Annotated in this window: 21 protein-coding genes; 16 read left to right on the top strand and 5 right to left on the bottom strand. The window is 59.6% G+C overall.

Features of this window, described 5'->3' with window-relative positions; genetic code table 11:
- Positions 1-26: 26 nt before the first annotated feature.
- The 3 genes from RYB66_RS25485 to pilG are packed head-to-tail and all read right to left on the bottom strand — an operon-like array spanning position 27 to position 1,403.
- Positions 27-566 (bottom strand): chemotaxis protein CheW, encoded by a 540-nt coding sequence (locus RYB66_RS25485; protein ID WP_002551740.1) that lies wholly within the window; start codon positions 564-566, stop codon positions 27-29.
- Between the two features lie 14 nt (positions 567-580).
- Entirely contained in the window at positions 581-946 is a 366-nt protein-coding gene (gene pilH, locus RYB66_RS25480; RefSeq protein ID WP_002551739.1) for a twitching motility response regulator PilH, read from the bottom strand.
- A gap of 46 nt (positions 947-992) precedes the next feature.
- On the bottom strand, positions 993-1,403 hold the full coding sequence (pilG, locus tag RYB66_RS25475) for a twitching motility response regulator PilG (protein WP_002551738.1): 411 nt from the start codon (positions 1,401-1,403) through the stop codon (positions 993-995).
- A 244-nt stretch (positions 1,404-1,647) separates the two neighbouring features.
- Between pilG and gshB the strand changes: the two genes are divergently transcribed.
- The 7 genes from gshB (at position 1,648) to RYB66_RS25440 (ending at position 7,651) form a co-directional block, all read left to right on the top strand.
- On the top strand, positions 1,648-2,607 hold the full coding sequence (gshB, locus tag RYB66_RS25470) for a glutathione synthase (RefSeq protein ID WP_005743059.1): 960 nt from the start codon (positions 1,648-1,650) through the stop codon (positions 2,605-2,607).
- A gap of 156 nt (positions 2,608-2,763) precedes the next feature.
- Positions 2,764-3,666: an energy transducer TonB gene (locus RYB66_RS25465; RefSeq protein ID WP_016982509.1), complete on the top strand. Its 903-nt coding sequence runs from the start codon at positions 2,764-2,766 to the stop codon at positions 3,664-3,666.
- A 75-nt stretch (positions 3,667-3,741) separates the two neighbouring features.
- Entirely contained in the window at positions 3,742-4,314 is a 573-nt protein-coding gene (locus RYB66_RS25460) for a YqgE/AlgH family protein (protein ID WP_002551735.1), read from the top strand.
- Positions 4,314-4,754 (top strand): Holliday junction resolvase RuvX, encoded by a 441-nt coding sequence (gene ruvX, locus RYB66_RS25455; RefSeq protein ID WP_002551734.1) that lies wholly within the window; start codon positions 4,314-4,316, stop codon positions 4,752-4,754. The genes RYB66_RS25460 and ruvX overlap by 1 nt, the downstream gene beginning before the upstream one ends.
- Positions 4,755-4,853: 99 nt before the next feature.
- Positions 4,854-5,366: a bifunctional pyr operon transcriptional regulator/uracil phosphoribosyltransferase PyrR gene (pyrR, locus tag RYB66_RS25450; RefSeq protein ID WP_057422021.1), complete on the top strand. Its 513-nt coding sequence runs from the start codon at positions 4,854-4,856 to the stop codon at positions 5,364-5,366.
- A gap of 12 nt (positions 5,367-5,378) precedes the next feature.
- Positions 5,379-6,383, top strand: coding sequence for an aspartate carbamoyltransferase catalytic subunit (locus tag RYB66_RS25445; RefSeq protein WP_004666454.1), 1,005 nt, complete (start codon positions 5,379-5,381; stop codon positions 6,381-6,383).
- On the top strand, positions 6,380-7,651 hold the full coding sequence (locus RYB66_RS25440) for a dihydroorotase (RefSeq protein ID WP_117140116.1): 1,272 nt from the start codon (positions 6,380-6,382) through the stop codon (positions 7,649-7,651). The genes RYB66_RS25445 and RYB66_RS25440 overlap by 4 nt, the downstream gene beginning before the upstream one ends.
- A gap of 1,568 nt (positions 7,652-9,219) precedes the next feature.
- Here the strand turns inward: RYB66_RS25440 and RYB66_RS25435 are convergent.
- Positions 9,220-9,624 carry an NINE protein gene (locus tag RYB66_RS25435; RefSeq protein ID WP_004666455.1) on the bottom strand — a complete coding sequence of 135 codons (405 nt, stop codon included), beginning with the start codon at positions 9,622-9,624 and terminating at the stop codon, positions 9,220-9,222.
- Positions 9,625-9,874: 250 nt separating this feature from the next.
- Here RYB66_RS25435 and RYB66_RS25430 point away from each other — a divergent pair, with 250 nt between their 5' ends.
- On the top strand, positions 9,875-10,552 hold the full coding sequence (locus RYB66_RS25430) for a C40 family peptidase (protein ID WP_002551729.1): 678 nt from the start codon (positions 9,875-9,877) through the stop codon (positions 10,550-10,552).
- A 94-nt stretch (positions 10,553-10,646) separates the two neighbouring features.
- On the opposite strand, the gene RYB66_RS25425 is transcribed toward RYB66_RS25430, so the two are convergent.
- Positions 10,647-11,681 (bottom strand): type IV pilus twitching motility protein PilT, encoded by a 1,035-nt coding sequence (locus RYB66_RS25425; protein WP_002551728.1) that lies wholly within the window; start codon positions 11,679-11,681, stop codon positions 10,647-10,649.
- 55 nt (positions 11,682-11,736) lie between these two features.
- Here RYB66_RS25425 and RYB66_RS25420 point away from each other — a divergent pair, with 55 nt between their 5' ends.
- The 8 genes from RYB66_RS25420 to RYB66_RS25385 all read left to right on the top strand — a co-directional run bounded on the left by RYB66_RS25420 (position 11,737) and on the right by RYB66_RS25385 (position 18,012).
- The gene (locus RYB66_RS25420) at positions 11,737-12,423 is read left to right on the top strand and encodes a YggS family pyridoxal phosphate-dependent enzyme (protein WP_005731051.1); all 687 of its coding nucleotides are present in this window, start codon (positions 11,737-11,739) and stop codon (positions 12,421-12,423) included.
- A gap of 22 nt (positions 12,424-12,445) precedes the next feature.
- Positions 12,446-13,264: a pyrroline-5-carboxylate reductase gene (gene proC / locus RYB66_RS25415; protein WP_004654392.1), complete on the top strand. Its 819-nt coding sequence runs from the start codon at positions 12,446-12,448 to the stop codon at positions 13,262-13,264.
- A gap of 25 nt (positions 13,265-13,289) precedes the next feature.
- On the top strand, positions 13,290-13,880 hold the full coding sequence (locus RYB66_RS25410; protein WP_004666457.1) for a YggT family protein: 591 nt from the start codon (positions 13,290-13,292) through the stop codon (positions 13,878-13,880).
- 193 nt (positions 13,881-14,073) lie between these two features.
- The gene (locus tag RYB66_RS25405; RefSeq protein ID WP_002551724.1) at positions 14,074-15,213 is read left to right on the top strand and encodes a homoserine O-succinyltransferase MetX; all 1,140 of its coding nucleotides are present in this window, start codon (positions 14,074-14,076) and stop codon (positions 15,211-15,213) included.
- 7 nt (positions 15,214-15,220) lie between these two features.
- Positions 15,221-15,841, top strand: coding sequence for a methionine biosynthesis protein MetW (gene metW / locus RYB66_RS25400; RefSeq protein WP_002551723.1), 621 nt, complete (start codon positions 15,221-15,223; stop codon positions 15,839-15,841).
- A 33-nt stretch (positions 15,842-15,874) separates the two neighbouring features.
- Positions 15,875-16,468: an RdgB/HAM1 family non-canonical purine NTP pyrophosphatase gene (gene rdgB / locus RYB66_RS25395; RefSeq protein WP_032613349.1), complete on the top strand. Its 594-nt coding sequence runs from the start codon at positions 15,875-15,877 to the stop codon at positions 16,466-16,468.
- Positions 16,465-17,679 (top strand): radical SAM family heme chaperone HemW, encoded by a 1,215-nt coding sequence (hemW, locus tag RYB66_RS25390; protein ID WP_316895775.1) that lies wholly within the window; start codon positions 16,465-16,467, stop codon positions 17,677-17,679. Before rdgB ends, hemW begins: the two co-directional genes overlap by 4 nt.
- Positions 17,680-17,688: 9 nt before the next feature.
- Positions 17,689-18,012 carry a DUF3392 domain-containing protein gene (locus RYB66_RS25385; RefSeq protein WP_002551720.1) on the top strand — a complete coding sequence of 108 codons (324 nt, stop codon included), beginning with the start codon at positions 17,689-17,691 and terminating at the stop codon, positions 18,010-18,012.
- The last annotated feature ends 6 nt before the right edge of the window (positions 18,013-18,018 follow it).

Raw genomic sequence — 18,018 nt, 5'->3', positions numbered from 1 at the left:
AATTGTGAAACAAAACAAACCAGAGCCTAAGATGCCAGGTCCATGAAGTCTGCAGACTGCACCAGCGCCCACGGACTGAATATCTGCCACGCCTGCTCGCGAATGAACTGCCCGCGCAAGAACGGCGCGATACCTTGATCGATGTCTTGTGATGTCTGGGGTATGAGGCTCAACTGACTGAAACGTTGCATGCCGAACACCTCATCGACCAGCAGACCGGCGAACACATCGTTGTGCTCGACAACCAGCACCCGGCGCTGTTTGCGCGCGGGGGTCAGTTCGTGGCCGAAAAACCCGCATAAATCCATGAGTGGTAACAATCGGCCGCGCAGATTGGCGATACCCGCCACCCAGAACTTCACGCCCGGCATCACTGCATGATGAGGCTCGTGAAGGATTTCGGCGATTTCGCCGATAGGTGCCACGAAGCGCTGCTCACCCATCCGGAAACCGATGCCGACCCAATCCTGCTGATGAGCTTCCTGCAGCGGCAGGCCCGCCGCCAGCGAACGACAGCGTCGATCCATATCAAGAAGCAGTTCAAAGGCGGTACGTGGCTCGGCCATGGCGATTCCGGCAATCAGCCGGCCAGCACCGCATTCAGGGTTTTCATCAGGGTTTCTTCATCCACCGGTTTGGTCAGGTAATCCCGCGCGCCCTGGCGTTTGCCCCAGACCTTGTCGGTCTCCTGATCCTTGGTGGTGATCATGATCACCGGGATCATGTTGGTGTCGGCATCCTTGGTCAGCTGACGCGTAGCCTGAAAGCCGTTGAGCCCGGGCATGACGATGTCCATCAGCACTGCATCGGGTTTTTCCTGACGGGCCAGAGCCACGCCATCAGCGCCATTTTCGGCCTTGAGCACTTCATGACCGTGCTTTTCCAGCATGCCGGTGAGTTTGTACATTTCAGTCGGCGAGTCATCGACGATCAATATTCGAGCCATGGGTGTTCCCCGTCAGGTTACGAGCGTGCCACATCGGGCGCGGGCGTCATGATATGTGTTGTTCTGCTGCGACGAAGCCCGGCACATGAGCCTTGATCGCGCTGAGCAGTTCTTCCTTGCTGAAAGGCTTTGTCAAAAACTGATCGGAACCGACAATCCGCCCCTTGGCCTTGTCGAACAGACCGTCCTTGGAGGACAGCATGATGACCGGCGTGGACTTGAATGCGCGGTTGTTCTTGATCAGCGCACACGTCTGATAACCGTCCAGACGCGGCATCATGATATCTACGAATATGATTCGTGGGTGGTTATCGGCAATCTTGGCCAGCGCGTCGAAACCGTCTATCGCAGTGATGACTTCACAACCTGCGTTTTTAAGCAGTGTTTCGGCGGTGCGGCGAATGGTCTTCGAGTCATCGATGACCATGACTTTCAAGGCGGAGGCGTGTTGTTCCATAGCTGCTCTTCCATCGCCGCAGCGAATTTTTGCGCATTCTGCGAGGCACTGGGAGCCTGACGGTATCGCTTCATTGATCCCCAAGGATCGAAAACCGGATGCCGAGCCTTTTTAGCATACTCTCCAGACTCAATCCATAAAGCGCACCGTGGCGGGCCTGCCCCTTGACCCGGAGCAAACGGAACGCCACCCTGATGCCAATTTTACGGCCGTTGCGGCCCTTACCGATCAGAGGATATTGCCCATGAGCGTTCGCCTAGGGATTGTCATGGACCCCATTGAGCGCATTTCCTATAAAAAGGACAGCTCGCTGGCCATGCTGCTTGCCGCCCAGGAACGCGGTTGGTCACTGTTCTATATGGAACAGAAAGACCTGTATCAGAACGCCGGCCAGGCCCGCGCGCGCATGAAGCCGCTCAAGGTGTTTGCCGATCCGGCCAAATGGTTCGAGTTCGAAGCCGAAGTCGACGCAGGTCTCGACGACCTGGACGTGATCCTGATGCGCAAGGACCCGCCGTTCGACATGGAATTCGTCTACGCCACCTACCTGCTGGAGCAGGCCGAGCGCGCTGGCGTGCTGGTCGTCAACAAGCCGCAGAGCCTGCGTGACTGCAACGAGAAGCTGTTCGCCACGCTGTTCCCCCAATGCACCCCGCCGACTCTGGTCAGCCGCCGCGCCGACATCATTCGCGAATTCGCCGAAAAGCACGGCGACGTCATCCTCAAGCCGTTGGACGGCATGGGCGGCGCGTCGATCTTCCGCCATCGGGCGGGCGATCCGAACCTGTCGGTGATCCTTGAAACCCTGACCGCTCATGGCACACAGCAAATCATGGCGCAGGGCTACCTGCCCGCCATCAAGGACGGCGACAAGCGCATCCTGATGGTCGATGGCGAACCAGTCCCGTATTGCCTGGCGCGCATCCCTGCCGCAGGTGAAACACGTGGCAACCTGGCCGCAGGCGGGCGTGGCGAAGCCCGTCCGCTGAGCGACAAGGACCGCTGGATCGCCGAGCAGATCGGCCCCACCCTGCGCGAAAAAGGCCTGTTGTTCGTCGGCCTCGACGTGATCGGTGAGCACCTGACCGAAATCAACGTCACCAGCCCGACCTGCATCCGCGAAATCGACAATGCTTTCGGCACCAATATTGGTGGCCTTTTAATGGATGCGATCGATAAGAAGCTGCAGGCGCGCAAGGGCTGATCAACGACTGACGCCGCTGGCCACGGATCAAACCGTGCGCCGCGGCGTCCCTTCGTCTGATCCGCAACAGAGCTTCGCCGTACATTGCGTTATCATGCGCCACCTGTAACACGACACGGATTTTGACATGCAGGCTGACGAGATGCTGAACCGCCAATGACATCCATGGCCAGAAACGACCTTCCCCTCGAACTCGCCAATGTGGGTGTGCGTCCTGCCGATCGCCTGGGCTTCACCATGATGATCGCGGCGCTGATCCACCTCGCGGTGATCCTTGGCGTGGGTTTCACTTATGTAAAGCCGGAGCAGATCTCGCAGACCCTGGAAATCACCCTCGCTACGTTCAAAAGTGAAGAAAAGCCTAAACAGGCGGATTTCCTGGCACAGGACGATCAGCAGGGCAGTGGCACGCTGGACAAGGCCGAAACGCTCAAGACCACCGAGCTGGCGCCGTATCAGGACACCAAGGTCAACAAGGTTACCCCGCCTCCGGCCAGCAAGCCGGTGGTCAAGCAGGAAGCGCCAAAGACTGCCGTCGCGACCACTGCGCCCAGCCAGCAGAAAACCGTCGCCAAGCGCGATGAAGTCAAGCCCGAGCCAACCACCAAGGCCGCACCGACCTTTGACAGCTCGGAGCTGAGCAATGAAATTGCCAGCCTGGAAGCCGAACTGTCGACCGAGCAGCAGCTTTACGCCAAGCGTCCGAAGATCCACCGCCTCAATGCGGCCTCGACCATGCGCGACAAAGGTGCCTGGTACAAGGACGACTGGCGCAAGAAGGTCGAGCGGGTCGGAAACCTGAACTATCCTGAGGAAGCACGGCGCAAGCAGATCTACGGCAATTTGCGACTTCTTGTGTCAATCAATCGCGACGGCTCGTTGTATGAAGTGCTGGTGCTTGAATCATCAGGGCAACCTTTGCTGGATCAGGCAGCACAACGAATCGTGCGTCTGGCGGCACCTTTTGCGCCGTTCACCGGCGATCTGGCCGACATCGACAGGCTGGAGATCATCCGCACCTGGAAATTTGCACGCGGCGACAAGCTGTCGAGTAATTGAATTTTTTGCAAACTGACACTCGACACGTACAAGTGTCAGTTGTCAGGCGCGCAAGGCAACGCCAAACTAGGACTCATGAAAAAAGTCTCCCCGAGTTATCTAAAGCACCAGTTCCTGATCGCCATGCCGCACATGCACGACGAGAACTTTGCTCAGACCTTGACCTACGTTGTCGAGCACAACGCCAATGGCGCAATGGGGCTGGTGATCAACCGCCCGCAAAGCCTGACCCTGGCGGATGTACTCGAACAACTGCGACCGGAGCTTCCTGCGCCCAAACGCTGCCAGGAAATCGCCATACATTCGGGTGGCCCGGTGCAGACAGATCGCGGCTTTGTCCTGCATCCCAGTGGCCAGACGTTTCAAGCCACAGTCAATCTTCCCGGCGGGATTTCGCTGTCGACCTCACAGGACGTGCTGTTTTCCATCGCCGATGGCTACGGGCCTGATCAAAATGTGATCACCCTCGGCTACGCAGGGTGGGACGCAGGCCAACTGGATGCGGAAATGGCCGATAATGCCTGGCTGACCTGCTCGTTTGACCCGGCCATCCTGTTCGATGTCGACAGCGAGCAACGCCTGGATGCGGCAGCCAGACGCCTGGGCATCAATCTCAACCTCATATCGACCCAGGCAGGACACGCTTGATGGCCGCTTTACGGCTGCTGCTGGGGATTGATTACGGCACCAAACAGATCGGCGTTGCGGTCGGTCAGGCCATTACCGGTCAGGCACGTGAACTCTGTACACTCAAGGCGCAGAATGGCGTGCCGGACTGGGACAAGGTTCAGGCACTGATCAACGAATGGAAACCTGACGCCATCGTGGTCGGCCTGCCGTTGAACATGGACGGCACGCCCAGCGACATGAGCGCGCGCGCGGAAAAGTTTTCGCGCAAGCTCAACGGCCGCTTTGGTGTAACCGTCTACACCCATGATGAACGCCTGACCACCTTCGAAGCCAAGGGCGAGCGCATGGCTCGCGGCGGCCAGAAAGGCAGCTACCGTGATAATCCGGTGGATGCCATTGCTGCTGCGCTTCTTCTGCAAGGCTGGCTGGACGAGCACCCCGAGCTGTTGAATGTGTGACTTTTTCTGCCTTTATCGCTTCGAGATACCCGGATTCCACGTTATCGCTTGAGCATTGCGCCACGGACCGACGCTGCCCGAGCCTCTGAAGGAGCAACCATGAGCCTGCCCGATCCCGCCGAATTGATTCGTCAGATGGCCACTGACCTGAACGCTCACCTGAGCAAGCGCGGCATCAGCGATCCTCGTTTCATTGGTATCCGCACGGGCGGTGTATGGGTTGCCCAGGCGCTGCTCAAGGCACTGAACAACCCCGCTCCGCTCGGCACCCTGGACGTTTCTTTCTATCGCGATGACTTCAGCCAGAACGGCCTGCACCCTCAAGTGCGACCTTCGGACCTGCCGTTCGAAATAGAAGGGCAGCATCTGGTGCTGATCGACGACGTGCTGATGAGTGGCCGTACCGCCCGCGCCGCCCTCAATGAACTGTTCGATTACGGCCGCCCGGCCAGCGTCACGCTGGTCTGCCTGCTGGACCTGGACGCCGGTGAACTGCCGATCCGCCCGAATGTGGTTGGCGCGACTCTGTCGCTGGCACCCGATGAACGCATCAAGCTGTCCGGCCCAGAGCCGCTGGCGCTCGAACTTCAAGACCTCTCCACCGCCCTTTAAGAGTCCATTGCGATGACGCCTCTCGACGCCAAGCGCCCGCTGCAGCTCAACCATCAGGGCCAGCTGCGCCATTTTCTGTCTCTGGACGGCTTGCCCCGCGAGCTGCTTACCGAAATTCTCGACACCGCTGACTCGTTCCTTGAAGTCGGCGCGCGGGCGGTGAAAAAAGTCCCGCTGTTGCGCGGCAAGACGGTGTGCAACGTGTTCTTCGAGAACTCCACCCGTACCCGCACCACCTTTGAACTGGCTGCGCAGCGGCTGTCGGCCGACGTGATCACGCTGAACGTCTCGACCTCGTCCACCAGCAAGGGCGAAACGCTGTTCGATACCTTGCGCAACCTTGAGGCGATGGCCGCCGACATGTTCGTTGTGCGTCACGCAGATTCGGGCGCTGCGCACTTCATCGCCGAACACGTATGCCCGGATGTCGCGATCATCAACGGCGGCGATGGCCGCCACGCACACCCGACCCAGGGCATGCTCGACATGCTGACGATTCGTCGGCACAAGGGCGGCTTTGAAAACCTGTCGGTGGCCATCGTTGGAGACATCCTGCATTCACGGGTAGCGCGCTCCAACATGCTCGCGCTCCAGGCGCTCGGCTGCCCGGACATCCGCGTGATAGGGCCGAAAACCCTGCTGCCGGTCGGCGTCGAACAATATGGGGTGAAGGTCTACACCGACCTCAACGAAGGTTTGAAGGACGTGGACGTGGTCATCATGCTGCGCCTGCAACGCGAACGCATGACCGGTGGACTGCTGCCCAGCGAAGGCGAGTTCTACCGTCTGTTCGGCCTGACCACCGCGCGCCTTGCGGCCGCGAAGCCGGATGCGATTGTCATGCACCCCGGCCCGATCAACCGCGGCGTGGAGATCGAATCGGCAGTGGCCGACGGCGCGCATTCGGTGATTCTCAATCAAGTGACCTACGGCATCGCAATCCGCATGGCAGTGCTGTCCATGGCCATGAGCGGGCAAAACGCACAACGTCAATTCGAACAGGAGAACGCCCAGTGAAGCTCAGCATCCTCGGCGCTCGCGTCATCGACCCGGTCAGCGGGATGGATCAGGTTACCGACCTGCATGTTGAAGCAGGCAAGCTCACCGCTATCGGTGCCGCCCCGGAGGGTTTCGAGCCCACCCAGATCATCGATGCTGCCGGACTGGTCGCAGCACCCGGTCTGGTCGACCTCAACGTGTCCCTGCGCGAGCCGGGCTACAGCCGCAAAGGCAGCATCGCCAGCGAAACCCGCGCGGCGGTGGCAGGCGGCGTGACCAGCCTGTGCTGCCCGCCGCAGACCAAACCGGTGCTAGACACCTCGGCGGTGGCCGAACTGATTCTGGACCGCGCCCGTGAAGCCGGTTTCAGCAAGGTGTTTCCTGTCGGCGCACTGAGCAAGGGCCTGGAAGGCGAACAACTGGCAGAGCTGATCGCCCTGCGCGACGCTGGCTGCGTGGCGTTCGGCAACGGTCTGAGCAGCTTCAGCAACACCCGTACGCTGTGCCGGGCGCTGGAATATGCGGCCACCTTCGACCTGACGGTGATTTTCAATTCGCAGGATCGTGATCTGGCCGAAGGCGGTCTGGCGCACGATGGCGCGACGGCGGCGTTTCTGGGTCTGGCGGGCATCCCCGAGACGGCCGAGACAGTGGCGCTGGCTCGCGACCTGTTGCTGGTCGAGCAAAGCGGTGTGCGCGCACATTTCAGCCAGTTAACCAGTGCGCGTGGTGCGGCGCTGATTGCCCAGGCGCAGGCACGTGGTCTGCCAGTGACAGCGGATGTGGCGTTGTATCAGTTGATTCTGACTGACGAGGCGCTGATCGACTTCTCCAGCCTCTATCACGTCCAGCCGCCACTGCGCACTCGCGCAGACCGCGATGGCCTGCGTGAAGCGGTGAAGAGCGGTGTCATTCAGGCGATTTCCAGCCATCACCAGCCACATGAGCGTGACGCCAAGCTGGCGCCATTCGGTGCCACGGAACCGGGAATCAGCAGCGTTGAGCTGCTGCTGCCGCTGGCCATGACGCTGGTGGATGACGGCCTGCTCGACCTGCCGACCCTGATCGCCCGCCTGAGCAGCGGCCCTGCCGCCGCCTTGCGCCTGCCAGCCGGCAAGCTCAGCGCAGGAGCGCCAGCGGATATCGTGCTGTTCGACCCTGCCGCCTCGACGGTTGCGGGCGAGACCTGGCTGTCAAAAGGCGAGAACTGCCCCTTCATCGGCCACTGCCTGCCCGGCTCGGTACGCTATACGCTGGTGGATGGACGGATCAGCTACAGCCGTTGAGGCACTACGCTCAGACCAACGAAGGAGAGCGAGACCTCTGTAGGAGCGGACCGGGCGACGCTTCGCTTGTCCGCGAAGACGGTGTGTCAGTCGATGTATTCTCGGCGATCATAAAGACCCCTTCGCGAACAAGTTCGCTCCCACGCCCTTCGGCCAGAGGCTTTAATGATGAGGCTTCTGTAGGAGCGGACTTATCCGCGAAGACTGTAATTCAATCGATGAACTTTTGGTGAATGTAACGGCCCTTTCGCGAACACGTTCGCTCCCACGCCTTTCGGCCAGAGGCTTTAATGAGGGGGCTTCTGTAGGAGCGAACTTGTCCGCGAAGACTGTAATTCAATCGATTAACTTCCGATGAATGTAACGGCCCTTTCGCGAACAAGTTCGCTCCCACGCCCTTCGGCCAGAAGCTTTAATGATGGGGCTTCTGTAGGAGCGGACTTGTCCGCGAAGACTGTAATTCAATCGATGAACTTTCGGTGAATGTGACGACCCCTTCGCGAACAAGTTCGCTCCCACGCCCTTCGGCCAGAGGCTTTAATGATGAGGCTTCTGTAGGAGCGGACTTATCCGCGAAGACTGTAATTCAATCGATGAACTTTTGGTGAATGTAACGGCCCTTTCGCGAACACGTTCGCTCCCACGCCTTTCGGCCAGAGGCTTTAATGAGGGGGCTTCTGTAGGAGCGAACTTGTCCGCGAAGACTGTAATTCAATCGATGAACTTTCGGTGAATGTGACGGCCCTTTCGCGAACAAGTCCGCTCCCACGCCCTTCGGCCAGAAGCTTTAATGATGGGGCTTCTGTAGGAGCGGACTTGTCCGCGAAGACTGTAATTCAATCGATGAACTTTCGGTGAATGTGACGGCCCTTTCGCGAACAAGTCCGCTCCCACGCCCTTCGGCCAGAAGCTTTAATGATGGGGCTTCTGTAGGAGCGGACTTGTCCGCGAAGACTGTAATTCAATCGTTGAACTTTCGGTGAATGTAACGGCCCTTTCGCGAACACGTTCGCTCCGACGCCCTTCGGCCAGAGGCTTTAATGATGGGGCTTCTGTAGGAGCGGACTTGTCCGCGAAGACTGTAATTCAATCGATGAACTTTCGGTGAATGTAACGGCCCTTTCGCGAACACGTTCGCTCCGACGCCCTTCGGCCAGAGGCTTTAATGATGGGGCTTCTGTAGGAGCGGACTTGTCCGCGAAGACTGTAATTCAATCGTTGAACTTTCGGTGAATGTAACGGCCCTTTCGCGAACACGTTCGCTCCGACGCCCTTCGGCCAGAGGCCTTAATGATGGGGCTTCTGTAGGAGCGGACTTGTCCGCGAAGACTGTAATTCAATCGATGAACTTTCGGTGAATGTAACGGCCCTTTCGCGAACAAGTTCGCTCCCACGCCTTTCGGCCAGAGGCTTTAATGATGGGGCTTCTGTAGGAGCGGGCTTGTCCGCGAAGACTGTAATTCAATCGATGAACTTTCGGTGAATGTAACGGCCCCTTCGCGAACAAGTTCGCTCCCACGCCCTGCGGGCAGAAGCCCTGACGCTCTGCGTCCGCCGCTGAGCAAGCCTCACCCGCGCTGGGCGTTCTTCATCGAGATCTGGTCATTCAGGGTCCAGAAGTCATACAGAATCCCCAAGAGAAACAACCCGCCCGTGCACAGGTAGATAATGCCGGTGATCCACTTGCCCTGATACATGCGGTGTACACCAAACAGGCCCAGGAAGGTCAGCAGGATCCACGCCAGGCTGTAATCGGTGGAACCCGAGGTAAAGCGCAGGTCGGCTTCGCGGTCCATCGAAGGGATCAGAAACAGGTCAATCAGCCAGCCGATACCAAACAGACCGAACGTGAAGAACCAGAGGGTCCCGGTCACCGGCTTGCCGTAGTAAAAGCGATGCGCCCCCAGGAACCCGAAAATCCACATCAGGTAGCCCATGACCTTGCTGTGCGTGTCCGAACGATAGGCGTTCATTTTTACCCTCTTTGCGCTGATAGAAAAAAATACATAACAAATTTGTGACTTGGTTTCCCTCTTCCGACGTATGGCACACGAGGCGGTTTTATGCCGCCAAGCCCTTGTCGTTAAAGGGATTAGCAAGAAAAAAGAAAGAGTCTGTCGCATAAAACGCAATGATACCAGTGTGATGCGCTCGACAAATGGGGTCAGATTTTCCGAAAAAGCTGTTATAAAGTTGCGCGCTGACCACTACGAGCCCTGCCGAATGCGTCCTTTTTTCAAGACATGGCTAACCATTTGCCTTTTTATGCCACTGGCCGCCCACGCCACCAATCGTGAGCAACAACTTCCTGCGAGCTTCACGGGCTACACCGCCAAAAGTCACTCTTCACCGGCACTCGCGACTCGCAATGCACCTCAGGAAGCCACACCAGTATCCGTTCACCCCAAAAATGCCCGCGCCTCCAAGCCGGTTTCACGCAAGAACGCCAGCAAGGCCACCTTGCAGGCGTCGGCTGCTGTACCTGCCAAGCAGGGCAATGCCGTCGTGAAACGCGCCTTGCAGGCTGTCGGTACGCCTTACCGCTGGGGCGGCACCACGCCCGGCAAGGGACTGGACTGCAGCGGGCTGGTCAAATATGCCTACACGGATGTCCGTGAGGTCGACCTGCCACGCACCTCCAATGCCATGGCCCAGGGTCATGGTCAGACGGTGGATCGCAAGGATCTGAAACCCGGTGACCTGCTGTTCTTCAATATCAAGAGCCGCAACATCAACCACGTCGCCATTTACCTGGGCGACAACAAGTTCGTTCATGCGCCGCGCCGTGGCAAGGCGGTAACTGTCGATACGCTGAACAAACCGTATTGGAACAGTCACTACAAGATCGCCAAGCGCGTTCTGCCAAAACAGCCCGGCCAGATGCGTGTGGTTCAGCGCTGATACTGGCGTTAATCCGCAGTCCGCAAGCTGCATCTGAAAAAGGGGTCTTGAACGCGTTCAAGACCCCTTTTTCGTTCCTGCAGCCTCCCTGCGATCAGAAGTTATCCGGCACCTTGGCACGTTCGCGCGCGCTTTCGCGGGTGATCAGCCCCTTCTTCACCAGATCGGCCAGGCACATGTCCAGCGTCTGCATACCCAGCGAACCGCCGGTCTGGATAGACGAATACATCTGCGCCACCTTGTCCTCGCGAATCAGGTTACGGATGGCCGGGGTGCCCATCATGATTTCATGCGCTGCCACGCGTCCGCCGCCGACCTTCTTGAGCAGCGCCTGCGAAACCACGGCGTGCAATGACTCGGAGAGCATCGAGCGAATCATCGATTTTTCCTGCGCCGGAAACACATCGACGATCCGGTCGATGGTCTTGGCTGCTGACGTGGTGTGCAGCGTGCCGAATACCAAGTGGCCGGTTTCAGCGGCGGTGAGCGCCAGGCGAATGGTCTCCAGGTCACGCATCTCACCGACCAAAATCACGTCCGGGTCTTCACGCAACGCCGAGCGCAGCGCCTCCGAGAAGCCCAGTGTGTCGCGGTGCACCTCGCGCTGGTTGACCAGGCACTTCTTCGACTCGTGAACGAATTCGATCGGGTCCTCGATGGTCAGGATGTGGTGATGCTTGTTGCAATTGAGGTAGTCAATCATCGCCGCCAGCGTCGTCGACTTGCCTGAGCCGGTCGGCCCGGTGACCAGAATCAGGCCGCGTGCCACGTCGGTAATCTTCCGAAACACACTGCCCATCCCCAAGTCTTCCATGCTCAGGATTTTCGAGGGAATGGTACGAAACACCGCGCCTGCGCCGCGATTCTGGTTGAAAGCGTTGACCCGAAACCGCGCCACGCCCGGCACTTCGAAAGAAAAGTCGGTTTCCAGCCGTTCTTCGAAGTCCTGCCGTTGCTTGTCGTTCATGATGTCGTAGATCAGCGCCTTGACCTCTTTGGCGTCCAGCGGGGGCAGGTTGATACGCCGCACATCGCCGTCGACGCGGATCATCGGTGGCAGACCTGCAGAGAGGTGCAAGTCCGACGCGCCCTGTTTGGCACTGAAGGCCAGCAGCTCGGTAATATCCATACAGCTCCTCAATCACATAGAATGCCGCAGACTTTAGCCCTGCTGGCGCAAATCAATGTCCACGATAGCAGCGAACATTTCAACGCTCGAACAACGAATTCGCGACGCAGCCCTCGCCGCCAACCGCGAACCGGCGTCCGTCGGCCTGCTGGCGGTGAGCAAAACCAAGCCCGCCGGCGACTTGCGTGAAGCTTACACCGCAGGCTTGCGCAACTTTGGCGAAAATTATTTACAGGAAGCATTGGGCAAACAGCTCGAACTGAGCGACCTGCCCTTGTGCTGGCACTTCATCGGCCCCATTCAATCGAACAAGACGCGCGCTATCGCCGAGAACTTCGCCTGGGTACATTCCGTGGACCGCCTGAAAATCGCCCAACGCCTGTCCGAGCAACGCCCCGAGGCGCTTGAACCACTGAACATCTGCATTCAGGTGAACGTCAGTGGCGAAGCCAGCAAGTCGGGCTGCACGCCTCAGGACCTGCCGGCACTGGCCGCCGCCATCATCGCCCTGCCGCGACTGAAATTGCGTGGCCTCATGGCGATCCCCGAGCCCACAGACGACCCTGCGGCTCAGCATGCCTCGTTCGCCGCTGTGCGCACATTGCAGGAGCAATTGAACCTGGCGCTCGACACACTTTCCATGGGCATGAGCCACGACCTGGAAGCCGCCATTGCACAAGGCGCAACCTGGGTGCGTATCGGCACAGCTCTCTTTGGCGCCCGCGACTATGGCCAGCCATAACCTTCCCCATAAGGACCCCTTCATGAGCAAGACTCGTATTGCCTTCGTCGGTGCCGGAAACATGGCTGCCAGCCTGATCGGCGGCCTGCGCGCCCAAGGCGTGGACGCGGCACTGATCTGTGCCAGCGCGCCGGGTGCCGAAACCCGCGAACGCATCGCCAACGATCATGGCATCCAGGTATTTGCCGACAACGCCGAGGCGATCAAGGGCGCAGATGTCGTGGTGCTGGCGGTCAAGCCGCAGATGATGAAAAACGTCTGCCAGGCGTTGAAGTCCAGCCTCGAAGCCAATCAGTTGATTGTTTCGGTCGCAGCCGGCATTACCTGCGCCAGCCTGACTCAATGGCTTGGCGATCAGCCGGTGGTGCGCTGCATGCCCAATACCCCATCACTGCTGCGTCAGGGTGCCAGCGGGCTGTATGCGACCGACAAGGTCACTGCCGAACAACGCGAGCAGGCCGAGCAACTGCTGTCGGCCGTCGGTGTGGCAGTCTGGGTCGAGCAGGAAAAACACATGGACGCTGTAACAGCGGTGTCCGGCAGTGGCCCTGCGTACTTCTTTTTGATGATGGAAGCGATGACCGCGGCAGGTGTAAAACTGGGCCTGCCGGAAGACATCGCGAAAAAGCTGACCCTGCAAACCGCACTGGGCTCGGCACTGATCGCGACCGGCAGTGATGTGGGTGCGGGCGAGCTGCGTCGTCGTGTCACCTCGCCGGGCGGGACCACCGAGGCGGCCATCAAGGCATTTCAGGCAGGCGGCTTCGAAGCACTGGTGGAAACGGCACTAACTGCCGCAGATCACCGTGCAGCCGAGCTGGCTGAGCAACTGGGCAAATAATTTTCGGGTTTTCTGGAGCAGATCGATGATCGGATTGAACACCGCTGCAATTTACGTCCTGCAAACGCTTGGCAGTCTTTACCTGCTGATCGTGCTGTTGCGCTTTGTGCTGCAACTGGTGCGGGCCAATTTCTACAACCCGCTGTGCCAGTTCATCGTGCGCGCCACCCAGCCGCTGCTCAAGCCGCTGCGGCGCATTATCCCAAGCCTGGGCGGGCTGGACATGTCTTCGCTGGTACTGGCGATCATCGTGCAGATGATCCTGATGGCCCTGACCCTGCTGCTGATGTTCGGCACCACGGGCGATCCGCTGCACCTGCTGCTCTGGTCGATCATCGGCGTCACCGCACTGTTCCTGAAGATATTCTTCTTTGCCCTGATCATCAGCGTGATTCTGTCGTGGGTAGCACCGGGTAGCAGCAACCCCGGCGCAGAGCTGGTCAACCAGATCTGTGAGCCTGCCCTGGCACCGTTTCGCAAGATCGTCCCTAACCTGGGCGGGCTGGATATCTCGCCGATCCTCGCATTCCTGGTGCTCAAGCTGCTGGACATGCTGGTCATCAACAACCTCGCCGCCATGAGCGGCATGCCGGATGTGCTGCGGTTGCTGATGTAAGCACTCTTGTTCCACGCTGGAGCGTGAGGAACGATAACCTCAACTATCGTGCGACGCTCCGGCGTCGCATGCCGTTCTGGACGCTCTGCGTCCTGTCCCGAGGTGCAGCTGATTTGTGCCTCACAACATCGCTTATTGCCGCTGCACCCCGCGGTCTTTAGACTTACGCCTCATTTATGCGAGAGCAGGGTCGATGCCCACGGTATTCCCTCACGATTCTGTCGGACTGGTCACACCACAGACGGCGCACTTCAGCGAGCCTCTGGCGCTGGCGTGCGGTCGTTCGTTGCCGGCCTATGACCTGATTTACGAAACTTACGGTCAGCTCAACGCCGCACGCAGCAATGCCGTGCTGATCTGCCACGCGCTGTCCGGGCATCACCATGCTGCAGGCTTCCACAGCGCCGATGACCGCAAACCGGGCTGGTGGGACAGTTGCATCGGCCCTGGCAAGCCTATCGACACCAACACGTTCTTCGTCGTCAGCCTCAACAACCTGGGCGGCTGCAACGGCTCTACCGGCCCGAGCAGTATCGACCCGGACACCGGCAAGCCGTTTGGCGCCAACTTCCCGGTGGTGACCGTGGAAGACTGGGTCAACAGTCAGGCCCGGCTGGCGGATCTGCTCGGCATCGACACGTGGGCAGCGGTCATTGGCGGCAGTCTGGGTGGCATGCAGGCACTGCAATGGACCATCAGCTACCCGGATCGCGTGCGCCATTGCCTGGCAATCGCCTCGGCCCCCAAGCTGTCGGCACAGAACATCGCGTTCAACGAGGTGGCACGTCAGGCCATTCTCACCGACCCTGAATTCCACGGTGGCTCGTTTCAGGAGCGCGGAGTGATCCCCAAACGCGGCCTGATGCTGGCACGGATGGTCGGGCACATCACCTACCTGTCGGATGACTCGATGGGCGAGAAATTCGGCCGTGGTCTGAAGAGCGAAAAACTCAACTACGACTTCCACAGCGTCGAGTTTCAGGTCGAAAGCTATCTGCGCTATCAGGGTGAAGAGTTTTCCGGGCGTTTCGACGCCAATACCTACCTGTTGATGACCAAAGCGCTGGATTACTTCGACCCTGCCGCCAACTTCAACGACGATCTGGCCAAGACCTTCGCCAATGCCACCGCCAAATTCTGCGTGATGTCGTTTACTACAGACTGGCGCTTCTCGCCGGCCCGCTCGCGGGAACTGGTTGACGCACTGATGGCCGCGCGCAAGGACGTCTGCTATCTGGAAATCGACGCACCTCAAGGCCACGACGCCTTTCTGATCCCGATTCCGCGCTACTTGCAGGCTTTCGGTAATTACATGAACCGAATTTCGTTGTGAGGACGTCATGAGAGCCGATCTGGAAATCATTCAGGAATGGATTCCCGCGGGCAGCCGCGTGCTCGACCTTGGCTGCGGTGACGGCGAATTGCTGACCTGGCTGCGTGACCACAAGCAGGTCACCGGTTACGGACTGGAAAACGACGCTGCCAACATTGCCGAGTGTGTCGCCAAGGGCATCAACGTCATCGAGCAGGACCTCGACAAGGGGCTGGGCAACTTTGCCAGCAACAGCTTCGATGTCGTGGTCATGACCCAGGCCCTGCAAGCTGTGCATTACCCGGACCGAATCCTCGACGAGATGCTGCGCGTCGGGCGTCAGTGCATCATCACCTTTCCGAACTTCGGTCACTGGCGCTGCCGCTGGTATCTGGCGAGCAAGGGCCGCATGCCGGTGTCCGAATTCCTGCCGTATACCTGGTACAACACGCCGAACATCCACTTCTGCACCTTCGGCGATTTCGAAGAACTGTGCCGTGAACGCGATGCAAAGGTGCTCGACAGGCTGGCCGTCGATCAACAGCATCGCCACGGCTGGGCTAGCAAACTCTGGCCCAACCTGCTCGGTGAAATCGGCATCTACCGGGTCACCAGCCCAGGGCTGACGGACCACAGGATTGCCGTTTAACCGACCGTTTTCAAGCACCACGACAGGCCAACCATGAACCTCACACAACTCGTACTGGCCAGCCACAATGGCGGCAAACTCAAGGAACTCCAGGCCATGCTCGGCGGCAGCGTAACGCTGCGCTCGGTCAGCGAGTTCAGTCTGGTGGAGCCGGAAGAAACCGGCCTGTCATTCGTCGAGAATGCAATCCTCAAGGCACGCAACGCCGCGCGTCTGTCCGGCCTGCCTGCGCTGGCCGACGACTCTGGGTTGGCGGTGGACTTTCTCGGCGGTGCGCCGGGTATCTATTCCGCGCGCTACGCCGATGGCCAGGGCGATGCCGCCAACAACGCCAAGCTGCTGGAGGCGCTCAAAGACGTGCCGGACGAGCAGCGTGGCGCACAGTTCGTCTGCGTATTGGCGCTGGTACGCCACGCCGACGATCCATTGCCGATCCTCTGTGAAGGGCTGTGGCACGGGCGCATCCTGCACGCCGCCAGCGGTGAACACGGCTTCGGCTATGACCCGCTGTTCTGGGTGCCGGAGCGCAACTGCTCAAGTGCCGAACTGGGCCCGACCGAGAAGAACCAGCTCAGCCACCGCGCCCGCGCGATGGTCCTGTTGCGGCAACGCCTGGGTCTGCAATGACCCACGATTCGCCTGCGCAGCCGCTGTTTCTCGGCGAGAGCGGCTTCTCGTCAGAGAGCCCACGCCCTGCACTGCCGCACCTGCCGCCGTTGTCGCTGTACATCCATATTCCGTGGTGCGTGCGCAAATGCCCGTACTGCGACTTCAACTCGCACACTGCCAGCCCGGTGCTGCCGGAACAGGAATACGTCGACGCCCTGCTCGCCGACCTGGACCTGGACCTGCCGCACGTCTACGGCCGCGAGCTGCAATCGATCTTCTTTGGTGGCGGTACGCCGAGCCTGTTCAGCGCCGATGCGCTGGGGCGCCTGCTGCAAGGCGTCGAACAGCGCATCCGCTTTGCCAGCGATATCGAGATCACGCTGGAAGCCAACCCCGGCACCTTCGAGCAGGTCAAGTTCAGCGCCTATCGCGGCCTGGGCATCAATCGACTGTCGATCGGCATTCAGAGCTTTCAGGAATCCAAACTCAAGGCGCTGGGCCGCATTCACAATGGCGACGAAGCAATTCGTGCCGCCGATATGGCGCGTCAGGCTGGTTTCGACAACTTCAACCTGGACCTGATGCACGGCCTGCCGGATCAGTCCCAGGACGAGGCGCTGGCCGATCTGCGCCAGGCCATTGCCCTCGCGCCGACCCACCTGTCCTGGTATCAACTGACCCTGGAGCCCAACACGGTGTTCTGGAATCAGCCACCGGTGCTGCCCGAAGACGACATTCTTTGGGACATTCAGGAAACCGGACAGCAGTTGCTGGCCACTCATGGCTACGCGCAATACGAAGTGTCAGCTTATGCACAGCCCGGAAAACCGGCGCGGCATAACCTCAACTATTGGGCGTTCGGGGATTTCATCGGCATCGGCGCAGGTGCACACGGCAAGCTGAGCCACCCGGACGGGCGCATCATGCGCACCTGGAAAACCCGGCTGCCCAAGGATTACCTGAACCCGAACAAGCCGTTTCAGGCCGGTTCCAAGCTGTTGCCGCTGGATGAATTGCCGTTCGAATTCCTGATGAACGCACTGCGACTGACAAATGGTGTGGACGCTGCGTTATTTCGCGAAAGAACCGGTCTAAGCCTCGATTCGCTGGCCGAGGCGCGTCGACAGGCTGAACAAAAGGGGTTGCTGCACCAGGACCCGACACGCCTGATCGCCACGCCACAAGGCCAGCTGTTCCTCAACGACCTGCTGCAATACTTTCTGATCTAAGGACCCTGCATGGATTTCGTACTCGATTTGCTCGCCACCGTCTCGCGCTGGAGCCGCAGCAATCTCTCGGAAATCGCGCTCGCGCTGGTGGGCTGTCTGCTGGTGCTGTTTGGCTCGGACATCAAAGGCTGGCTGGAACAGCGAATCAGCGGCATCACAGGTGCTCTGCGCATCCCGCTCATCGCCCTGCTGTGCGCCGTGGGCAGCGGCGCGGCGCTGATCTATGCCACGCCTTGGGTAGTGCGCGGCCTCAGCCAGTTCAACAACTACAGCCTGGCGCCGGTGCTGTTGGTGGTGCTGGTGCTGATCGGGGTAATTGCGGACCGCAAGTAAGCGCTG

This window comes from Pseudomonas syringae group sp. 243L2 (genome assembly GCF_032587875.1).
Taxonomy (GTDB): domain Bacteria; phylum Pseudomonadota; class Gammaproteobacteria; order Pseudomonadales; family Pseudomonadaceae; genus Aquipseudomonas; species Aquipseudomonas amygdali.
Note: the sequence above shows the minus strand (reverse complement) of the source record. Positions and strands in the feature narration are given on the sequence as shown.

Excerpts from the sequence above, each read along its gene's own strand:
- RYB66_RS25405 (WP_002551724.1), top strand. The coding sequence starts at position 14,074 with ATGCCCACGGTATTCCCTCACGATTCTGTCGGACTGGTCACACCACAG.
- rdgB (WP_032613349.1), top strand. The coding sequence starts at position 15,875 with ATGAACCTCACACAACTCGTACTGGCCAGCCACAATGGCGGCAAACTC.
- RYB66_RS25420 (WP_005731051.1), top strand. The coding sequence starts at position 11,737 with ATGTCCACGATAGCAGCGAACATTTCAACGCTCGAACAACGAATTCGC.
- pyrR (WP_057422021.1), top strand. The coding sequence starts at position 4,854 with ATGAGCCTGCCCGATCCCGCCGAATTGATTCGTCAGATGGCCACTGAC.
- pilH (WP_002551739.1), bottom strand. The coding sequence starts at position 946 with ATGGCTCGAATATTGATCGTCGATGACTCGCCGACTGAAATGTACAAA.
- metW (WP_002551723.1), top strand. The coding sequence starts at position 15,221 with ATGAGAGCCGATCTGGAAATCATTCAGGAATGGATTCCCGCGGGCAGC.
- RYB66_RS25445 (WP_004666454.1), top strand. The coding sequence starts at position 5,379 with ATGACGCCTCTCGACGCCAAGCGCCCGCTGCAGCTCAACCATCAGGGC.
- RYB66_RS25435 (WP_004666455.1), bottom strand. The coding sequence starts at position 9,624 with ATGAACGCCTATCGTTCGGACACGCACAGCAAGGTCATGGGCTACCTG.
- RYB66_RS25410 (WP_004666457.1), top strand. The coding sequence starts at position 13,290 with ATGATCGGATTGAACACCGCTGCAATTTACGTCCTGCAAACGCTTGGC.
- RYB66_RS25485 (WP_002551740.1), bottom strand. The coding sequence starts at position 566 with ATGGCCGAGCCACGTACCGCCTTTGAACTGCTTCTTGATATGGATCGA.
- RYB66_RS25425 (WP_002551728.1), bottom strand. The coding sequence starts at position 11,681 with ATGGATATTACCGAGCTGCTGGCCTTCAGTGCCAAACAGGGCGCGTCG.
- proC (WP_004654392.1), top strand. The coding sequence starts at position 12,446 with ATGAGCAAGACTCGTATTGCCTTCGTCGGTGCCGGAAACATGGCTGCC.
- RYB66_RS25385 (WP_002551720.1), top strand. The coding sequence starts at position 17,689 with ATGGATTTCGTACTCGATTTGCTCGCCACCGTCTCGCGCTGGAGCCGC.
- gshB (WP_005743059.1), top strand. The coding sequence starts at position 1,648 with ATGAGCGTTCGCCTAGGGATTGTCATGGACCCCATTGAGCGCATTTCC.
- pilG (WP_002551738.1), bottom strand. The coding sequence starts at position 1,403 with ATGGAACAACACGCCTCCGCCTTGAAAGTCATGGTCATCGATGACTCG.
- RYB66_RS25465 (WP_016982509.1), top strand. The coding sequence starts at position 2,764 with ATGACATCCATGGCCAGAAACGACCTTCCCCTCGAACTCGCCAATGTG.
- hemW (WP_316895775.1), top strand. The coding sequence starts at position 16,465 with ATGACCCACGATTCGCCTGCGCAGCCGCTGTTTCTCGGCGAGAGCGGC.
- ruvX (WP_002551734.1), top strand. The coding sequence starts at position 4,314 with ATGGCCGCTTTACGGCTGCTGCTGGGGATTGATTACGGCACCAAACAG.
- RYB66_RS25430 (WP_002551729.1), top strand. The coding sequence starts at position 9,875 with ATGCGTCCTTTTTTCAAGACATGGCTAACCATTTGCCTTTTTATGCCA.
- RYB66_RS25460 (WP_002551735.1), top strand. The coding sequence starts at position 3,742 with ATGAAAAAAGTCTCCCCGAGTTATCTAAAGCACCAGTTCCTGATCGCC.